The organism is uncultured Helcococcus sp. (genome assembly GCF_946998255.1).
Taxonomy (GTDB): domain Bacteria; phylum Bacillota; class Clostridia; order Tissierellales; family Peptoniphilaceae; genus Helcococcus.
This window is the reverse complement of record NZ_CAMPYN010000045.1, coordinates 1-8,722: the sequence shown is the minus strand read 5'-3', so window position 1 is coordinate 8,722 and position 8,722 is coordinate 1. Positions and strand designations below refer to the sequence as shown.

Annotated in this window: 6 protein-coding genes; all 6 read left to right on the top strand. The window is 29.2% G+C overall.

The window, feature by feature from the left end:
* The first annotated feature begins 181 nt into the window (after window positions 1-181).
* The 6 genes from plsX to Q0U66_RS04570 all read left to right on the top strand — a co-directional run bounded on the left by plsX (window position 182) and on the right by Q0U66_RS04570 (window position 8,632).
* Window positions 182-1,171 (top strand): phosphate acyltransferase PlsX, encoded by a 990-nt coding sequence (gene plsX, locus Q0U66_RS04595; RefSeq protein ID WP_297377934.1) that lies wholly within the window; start codon window positions 182-184, stop codon window positions 1,169-1,171.
* A complete protein-coding gene (locus Q0U66_RS04590) occupies window positions 1,164-1,388 on the top strand; it encodes an acyl carrier protein (protein WP_103980977.1) in 225 nt (74 codons plus the stop codon). The genes plsX and Q0U66_RS04590 overlap by 8 nt, the downstream gene beginning before the upstream one ends.
* A gap of 1 nt (window position 1,389) precedes the next feature.
* Window positions 1,390-2,106, top strand: a complete 717-nt coding sequence (gene rnc / locus Q0U66_RS04585) for a ribonuclease III (RefSeq protein WP_297377930.1) — start codon at window positions 1,390-1,392, stop codon at window positions 2,104-2,106.
* 21 nt (window positions 2,107-2,127) lie between these two features.
* Window positions 2,128-5,652 carry a chromosome segregation protein SMC gene (gene smc, locus Q0U66_RS04580; protein ID WP_297377927.1) on the top strand — a complete coding sequence of 1,175 codons (3,525 nt, stop codon included), beginning with the start codon at window positions 2,128-2,130 and terminating at the stop codon, window positions 5,650-5,652.
* Window positions 5,653-5,728: 76 nt separating this feature from the next.
* A complete protein-coding gene (ftsY, locus tag Q0U66_RS04575) occupies window positions 5,729-7,024 on the top strand; it encodes a signal recognition particle-docking protein FtsY (RefSeq protein ID WP_297377924.1) in 1,296 nt (431 codons plus the stop codon).
* A 15-nt stretch (window positions 7,025-7,039) separates the two neighbouring features.
* Entirely contained in the window at window positions 7,040-8,632 is a 1,593-nt protein-coding gene (locus tag Q0U66_RS04570) for an ATP-binding cassette domain-containing protein (protein WP_297377922.1), read from the top strand.
* Window positions 8,633-8,722 lie beyond the last annotated feature (90 nt).

The following is an 8,722-nucleotide window of genomic DNA, read 5'->3' as shown; positions in this document are numbered from 1 at the left end:
TCAGGCTACTACAACGGTAGACAAGTAGTTGAAGTTGAAGACGAAGAATAAAAAAATACATGTAGGATAGGCCATGAGCTTATCCTACTTTTTTTATACCTAAGCTTGATAATTAGCCATAAAATATTTAGATATTGTTCGATTTATGGTATTATGTTATATATGTAAGAATGGAGAAATTATGAAGCTAATAATTGATATTTTAGGAAATGACAATGGCCCTCAAGAAGTTGTTCATGGGCTTATTGATTCAATGGAAAAAAGTGAATCAAACTTTGTTATAGTAGGTCCGAAAGATATAGCTGAAAAAGTTATAGAAGAAAGAAATGCAGACAAGTCAAGGTTTGAGTTTATTGATACAAGCGAATATATCAGCAATGAAGATGATCCTGCAGGATCAATTAGGAGAAAGAAAAATTCATCAATTGTTTTGGCTTTAAATGAGTTAAACAATAATGGTGATGGATTTTTAACATCAGGTTCTACAGGAGCCTTAGTCGCTGGAGGATTATTTATAACAAAAAGGATAGGCAAAGTTCAAAGAGCACCTTTATTAACTTATATTCCAAATCAAAAGTCAGGATTTACGGCCTTGGTTGATTCAGGAGCTGTTATTGATACAAAGGCTAGCATGTTAGATGAATTTGCAACTATGGGCTCAGTAGCTGTAGAAAAAACTTTTGGAATAAAAAATCCTAAGGTATACTTGCTAAATATAGGTGTAGAAGAAGCTAAGGGTGACACAAGGTCAAAAGAAGCTTATGAGTTATTGAAGAATAATAAAAATATTAATTTCCAAGGAAATATAGAAGCTAGAGACTTTTTATCTGGTAAAGCTGATGTTATTGTAACAGATGGTTTTGCAGGGAATGTTATGTTAAAAACTGCAGAAGGTACAGCTAAAATGTTATTTTCTGAAATAAAAGATGCTCTTATGTCTTCTAGCAAATCTAAAATAGCCGGTTTAATGCTAAAGGGACAATTAAAAAGTTTAGCTGAAAAATATGATTATAATAAAGCTGGCTCAGCATGTCTATTAGGAGTTAATAAAGCTTTATTTAAAGCCCATGGAAATTCTGATAGAGTTGCTATTGAACATGCCGTATACAGTGTGGAGAACTTCATAAATAGTAATATAATTGAAGAAATTAAGGAGAAATTAAATGATTAAAGATAAAATTATAGAAATGGTAAAAGAAGAGTTACTAACAGATGAAATAGACATTAATGCAGATTTAACTAATGACTACCAAATTGATTCTATTGGATTAATTGAATTTGTTATGTCCTTAGAAGATGAGTTTAACATTGAAATTGCAGATGAAGAATTACAAGAATTAAGATCAACAAAAGACGTAATAGACTTAGTTGAATCAAAAGTAAAATAAGATGAACATAATAGAAAATAGATATAAAAAAATGGAAGTATTAGAGGCTGATATCAACCATAAGTTTTCAGATAAAAAACTTATGGACTCAGCCTTTATTCATACCTCTTATACAAATGAACATTCATCCTATAAAGGTAAAAGTAATGAAAGACTTGAATTTTTAGGAGATGCTGTTTTAGAAATAATATATAGCGAAATACTATTTAAGAGATTTCCACACAAAGATGAAGGTTATTTAACCAAATTAAGATCAAATATGGTTTGTGAAGAAGCTTTTGCTTGCTTAGCTGATAAACTATCTTTACCTAAATTTCTATTACTAGGTAGGGGAGAAGAAAAAACTGGAGGAAGAGAAAAGAATTCACTAAAGGCTGACTTATTTGAAGCTTTTTGTGGAGCTTTTTATTTAGATGCTGGTTATTCTAAAGTTTATAATTTTATATATGGATTGATAAAAGATAGGCTTGAAAGTGATAAAAACTATACCAAGCTTGTAAATGATTATAAGTCTATGCTACAAGAACATTTACACAAATATAAAAATATAAACTCTAGTTATAAGCTAATTAAAGAAGAAGGTCCTGCCCACGATAAAATGTTTTATATGGAAGTCTACCAAGAAAACAAAAAAATTGGTTCGGGTATGGGAAAAAATAAAAAAGAAGCTGAACAAATGGCTGCTAAAGATGCCCTTGGAAAGCTAGGTATTATCTAAGATAATAATTGGATGTGAAATATGAAACTTAAACATGTAGAATTATATGGATTTAAAAGTTTTGCTGATAAGACTAGACTAACTTTTGACAAAGATATATCAGCAGTTGTAGGTCCTAACGGTTCAGGAAAATCAAATATTGCAGATGCTATAAAATGGGTTTTAGGTGAACAATCAGCAAAATCTCTTAGGGGATCAAGCATGCAAGATGTAATCTTTGCTGGTAGCCAGTCGAAAAAACCTATGAATATGGCCCATGTATCCTTAGTTTTGGATAATTCCGACAAGAGTTTACCTATTGCTTATGATGAAGTAAATGTTACTAGAAGGGTTTTCAGAACTGGAGAATCAGAATACTTACTTAATAAGTCTCCAGTAAAATTAAAGGATATTAGAGAATTATTCCTAGATACCGGTGTAGGTAAGGATGGATATTCTCTAATTGGACAAGGTCGTATAGATGAAATCTTAAGTGGTAGGCCTGAAAAAAGAAGAGAAATATTTGAAGAAGCCTCAGGTATAGCTAAAAACAAATATAAAAAATCTCAAGCTGAAAGAAGATTAGAAAGAAATGAAGAAAATCTAAAAAAATTAAATTCTGAAATTAAGATTAAAAAACAAGAATTTGATATCTTAGAAAAGCAAGCAACCAATGCCAAAGAAGGTATGAGGTTGACTAATAAGCTTGAAACTTTAGAGTTAAGTTTATTAAAGCAGTCTATAAGTAAATCTGATACTGATCTTGAAAATGATAAATCAAAGTTAGAGTATATAGATTCAAATCTTTTAGAAAACCAGGAAGAATATAACAAAATAAGTGTATTGTTAGATCCTGTCCAGGAAAAAATTAAAGACCAGGAAGAAGAGTTAAACTTATTAAAAGAAGAAGCTATAAGCAGGGATAAGGATATACAAAGATATAATTCCGAACTAACCCTATTTGATGAAAAGATAAATTTTTTCAATAATGACCTTGCTAGGTTTGAAAATGATATAAAAATAAGAAAAGAAAGAATTGAAAATAATAAAGAGCGTAAAGAGCTTCTAAATAAAAATAATAATGAATTTTTAGAAAAACGTACTAAAAAGCAAGCTGAAATTAGTGACCTAGAAGACAAAATAAGAGCCACTAATTTAGAATTAGAAGAAAAGAATAAAGATTTCAATTTATCTACAAGTATATTAAGAGACAAAAAAGACCAGCTAGCTAAACTGCTAGTAGATAAAAATACTAAGGTAAAACTTGATGATTCTAATAGTAAATTATTAGAAAATTATAAATCAGAAATTTCAAAATTAGATTCACTTATTAAAGATAAAAATAAGGACTTATCTAGAAAAGAATCTGAGAGAGAGGACTTAGAAAAACAGGTTAAAAATACTGATGAACTAAAGATAAGTTTAGATGCAAGTATAAATGATAAACTTGGAAAATTAAAAAATATAGAAGAACAAATTTTAGATAAGAGACAAGAATATTTAAAAATAGAATCTGAAAGAAATATTCTAGATAGGCAATACAAATCTTATGATGGCTACTATAGATCAGTCCAAGACCTGTTAAAGATAGCTGATAAAAACGAAGATATAAATGATAAGATTATAGGAGTTTTAGCTGATTTAATATATATTGATGACAAGTATAAGGAAGCTTTGGATGTTGCTCTAGGATCAGCTCTTCAAAATATTGTAATTGACAATGAAGATGACGGTAAATATTTAATAGATTTCCTAAAAAGAAAAGGTATAGGCAGGATTACATTTTTACCTATTTCAAAAATAAAGGGATACAAAAAAACAGCAAACCATGACTTGGTTATAGATAACCTAAATAATTTAGTAAATCATGACTCAAGAATTGATCAGATTATAGACTACTATTTAGCTAATACTCTACTGGTTAAGGATATGAATGATGCTGTTAAAGTTTCAAAGGATTTAAAAGGTTTTAGAATCATCACCTTAGAAGGGGATGTTATTAATTCTTGGGGCTCCATGGTAGGTGGAAAAAACTTTAAAAAATCTAACAATACACTAGTAAACAGGAAAAAAGAAATAGATAAGTTAAGTACAAAACTTAAAAAGACTGGTGGAGAACTTAAAAAATTAAATGATTTTTACCATGAATTAAACCAAGAAATTAAAGTTGATAAGGATAAATTATCTGCAAATAATGATAAGGTAAATGATCTATTAGCTAAGATTCAGGAAGTAAAATCTATTATCAATGAAACAAATATAGAGATAAAATTTAATAATGAAAGAAAAAATGAACTATTGCTATCTCTAGAAGAAGTAAAAGATAAATTAAAGGCTGTTGACTATAGTAGTTTGAACGATTTAGAAGATGAGATTAAAAATCAAGAGTCTGAGTTAGAAATATTAGCTGAAGAAATCAGTAAATTAAACACAAATGCTACATCATTTGATAAAGATTTAATTAGACTAAAGGCTGATTCAGATGTTATTGAAAGAGATATTAACCATAATTCTATAGAATTAGAAAATTTAGAAATAGATATGGATAATGACATATCAGCAAATAATACTGATGAAAAAAATCTAGCCTATACCAAAGAGCAAATAAAATCATTAGAAAATAAAAAAGAAAATAATATTTCCAAACTTGAAAGCCTAAACGCTAAGGCTAATAACAATGAACTCATAGCTACTTTAGTTAAAGAAATAGAATCGTTAAAGTCTAATTTTGAGACAGATAGGATTAAGCTAGATCAAATTAAAAATGCTATAGCAGAAGCTGAGAAAGAAAAATATAAAATTGAACTTAAGATTACTAACAACAAAGAAAAAATTCAAAACTTAAGGGATGATTATTTATCAACTTATGGTATAGATGATAATGACTTGGATGAAAAGTTAGCAAATCTTCTTGAGGTAAATACAAGTAAAAAAGAAGTTAATGATATCAAGATGCAACTATCAAAAATAGGTTATTTCAATTACGAAAGCATTAGCCAATTTGAATTAGTTTCTGAAGATCTAGACTTTATGACTAAGCAATATGATGACTTACTAGTTTCAAAAGAAGATATAAGTTCTTTGATCAAAAGTATTGAAAAGGAAATGGTTGAAGAATTTAAAAAATCATTCAAATTAATTAGAGAAAAGTTCAATGAAATTTTCCAAATTTTATTTGACGGTGGAGAAGCTGATTTGAAATTAGACTCTGAGGATGTTTTAACTGCAGGAGTTGAAATAATTGCTAGACCAGAAGGAAAAAGTCTTAAATCAATAGATCTTTTATCTGGTGGGGAAAGGTCAATGACAGCTGTCGCTTTATTATTTGCGATTTTTGAAATAAATCCTGCTCCATTTTGTGTATTAGATGAAATAGATGCAGCCTTAGATGAGGCAAATATCAGACGTTATATAGATTATTTAAAGTCATTAACAGATAGGACACAATTTATAATTATCACTCATAGGAAAACAACCATGGAAATGGCTGAAATTTTATATGGGGTCACAATGGAAGAACAGGGTATTTCTAAGGTGATTACTTTAGCCTTAGATGATTATTCATGATACTTTCAATTCAATATCACAAGTCATATATACTGACTTGTGATATAATTATTTAAATTACTTATAAGGAGATAAGATGTTTAAAAATTGGTTTAGAAAAAAAGATAAAGAAAAAAAAGTTGAAGAAAAGTTAGATATAAATAAGAGTGATATCAGTGAAATTAAAGAAGAAATCAAAGAAGAAAGTAAAGCTATCAAAGATGAAGTTGTTGAAGAAGGTAAGGAACTTTTAGACAAAGCAAAAGATGAAATAGATGAAAGCAAAGAATCTTTGAAAGAAGATAAAGAAATCTTTGATGAAAAGATGGACCAAGCAAAAGAAAAGTTTAATGAAGTAAAAGAAGAAATAGCTGAAGTAAATGAAGAAATCAAAGAAGAAGTTAAAGACGAGATTAAAGAAGTCAAAGAAGAAATTAAAGAAGTAAATGAAGAAAAAGAAGTTAAAAAAGAAAAACTTTCTTTTATGGATAGGCTAAAAAAAGGACTAAGCAAGTCAAGAGATGCTTTTAACTCTGCTTTTGATAATCTAATTTATGGTAAGGCTAAGATTGATGATGACCTTTATGAAGAGTTGGAAGAATTGCTTATTTCGGCCGATATAGGTGTAGAAACTACAATATCAACCATTGATCAATTAAGAGAAATAATTGAAGAAAAACATATTAGAGATCCTAAATATATCAAGGATGAATTAAAAAATCTATTAAAAGACAAGTTAAGTTTGCAAAATGAAGATAATGATTTAATTATTGAAAATGATAAACCAACTATTGTACTAGTAATTGGTGTAAATGGCGTTGGTAAAACAACAACTATTGGTAAATTAGCTCATAATATTAAAAAAGAAGGACATAGTGTTATGATGGCTGCTGCGGATACTTTTAGGGCTGCGGCTATTGAACAATTATCTGAGTGGGCTGATAGAACAGATACTGAAATAATTAAAGGAGTCGAAGGATCAGATCCAGCATCTATAGTTTATGATGCTATCCATGCTCAAAAAGCAAAAAATACTAAAGTATTATTGATTGATACAGCAGGAAGACTTCACAATAAAAAGAACCTAATGGCTGAATTAGAAAAAATTAATAGGATAATCGACAGAGAATATCCAGATGCAAATAAAGAAGCCTTGCTAGTACTAGATGCTACTACAGGACAAAATGCAGTCCACCAAGCTAAAGAATTTAGTAAGGTAACTAATATTACAGGTATTATCTTGACTAAATTAGATGGTACTGCAAAGGGTGGGGTAGTATTTCCATTGCAAATCGAACATAAGGTTCCAGTTAAATTTATTGGAATAGGTGAACAGAAAGATAATTTAGAAAAATTTGATGCCGATAAGTTCGTGGATGCCTTATTCGGTTAATAAATAGGAGTTAATATGATAACTGTTACAGATTTAGAAATATCATTTCCTGATAAAAAATTATTTGAAGATGTAAATTTAATTTTTACTGAAGGAAATTGTTACGGAATAATTGGAGCCAATGGTGCTGGAAAGTCAACATTCTTAAAAGTCTTATCAGGTGAAAAAGAAGCTAATAAAGGAAGTGTTACATTCACTAAAAATGCTAGACTTTCTAAGCTAAGCCAGGACCATTATGCTTACGAAGAATACACCGTTTTAGATACAGTCTTATCTGGGGATGAAAAATTATATTCAATTATGAAGGAAAAAGATGCTATTTATGGTAAAGAAGATTTTTCAGATGAAGATGGTATAAAGGCAGCTGAGTTAGAAATAGAGTTTGCTGAAATGGGTGGATATGAAGCTGAATCAGAAGCTTCTACCATCTTACAAGGTTTAGGTATAGACAATAATAAACTATACATGTTAATGAGTGAATTGACAGAATCTGACAAGATTAAAGTTTTATTAGCCCAAGCTTTATTTGGTAAACCTGATATATTACTTTTAGACGAGCCTACAAACGGTATTGACCTAAAAGCTATATATTGGTTACAAGAGTTTTTGATCAACTTTGAAGGAATAGTTATAGTTGTATCTCACGACAGATATTTCTTAAATGAAGTATGTACAATGATGGTGGATATAGATTTTGGGAAAATTCAAATGTTTACAGGTAACTATGATTTCTGGTATGAATCGTCTCAATTAGCTTTAAAAATGGCTAAGGATGAAAATAAAAAGAAAGAAGATAAGGTTAAGGAATTAAAAGAATTTATTCAAAGATTCTCTGCCAATAAGTCAAAATCTAAGCAAGCAACCTCAAGAAAAAAATTACTTGATAAGATTACCTTGGATGATATAAAACCTTCATCAAGAAGATATCCTTTTGTTGGATTTACTTTATCAAGAGAAGCTGGAAATGAAATCTTAAACTTCAATAACTTCAACCTATATGATGAAGACAAGTGCCTAATTAAAAACTTAGATTTAAGAGTAAATAAAGGTGATAAGATAGCCTTTATAGGCAATGAGATTGCTATATCAAAATTATTTGATTATATTACTGATGAAAATAATATAAATGATGAATCATTTACCTGGGGGCAAACTATTACTTACCAATACTTCCCAAAAGATAACTCAGAATATTTTGAAGGAGTAGACCTTAACTTAATAGACTGGTTAAGGCAATATTCTAAAGAAAAATCCGAATCCTTTATAAGAGGATTTTTAGGTAAGATGTTATTCTCTGGAGATGAAGTTTATAAAAATTCTTCAGTCTTATCTGGTGGAGAAAAGGTAAGAATGATGTTTTCTAAAATGATGGTTGAACCATTAAACTTCATTATCTTAGACCAACCTACCAACCACTTAGACTTAGAGTCTATAGAGGCTGTTAACAATGGTCTAATTGCTTACAAAGGCAATATGCTATTCACATCTCAAGACCACCAATTTGTAAATTCCTTAGCTAATAGGATAATAGAAATATTTGATGATGGTTCATATAGAGATGAAAGCATCACCTATGACCAATACATTGAAAAATATATTACACAATAGTAAAATGACCTGAAATTCAGGTCATTTTATTGTTATTGTTCACTTTAGTGAGTTGAGTGAACGTAAGTGAACGAAACAAAAAACCACCTG

Excerpts from the sequence above, each read along its gene's own strand:
- ftsY (WP_297377924.1), top strand. The coding sequence starts at position 5,729 with ATGTTTAAAAATTGGTTTAGAAAAAAAGATAAAGAAAAAAAAGTTGAA.
- plsX (WP_297377934.1), top strand. The coding sequence starts at position 182 with ATGAAGCTAATAATTGATATTTTAGGAAATGACAATGGCCCTCAAGAA.
- Q0U66_RS04570 (WP_297377922.1), top strand. The coding sequence starts at position 7,040 with ATGATAACTGTTACAGATTTAGAAATATCATTTCCTGATAAAAAATTA.
- rnc (WP_297377930.1), top strand. The coding sequence starts at position 1,390 with ATGAACATAATAGAAAATAGATATAAAAAAATGGAAGTATTAGAGGCT.
- Q0U66_RS04590 (WP_103980977.1), top strand. The coding sequence starts at position 1,164 with ATGATTAAAGATAAAATTATAGAAATGGTAAAAGAAGAGTTACTAACA.
- smc (WP_297377927.1), top strand. The coding sequence starts at position 2,128 with ATGAAACTTAAACATGTAGAATTATATGGATTTAAAAGTTTTGCTGAT.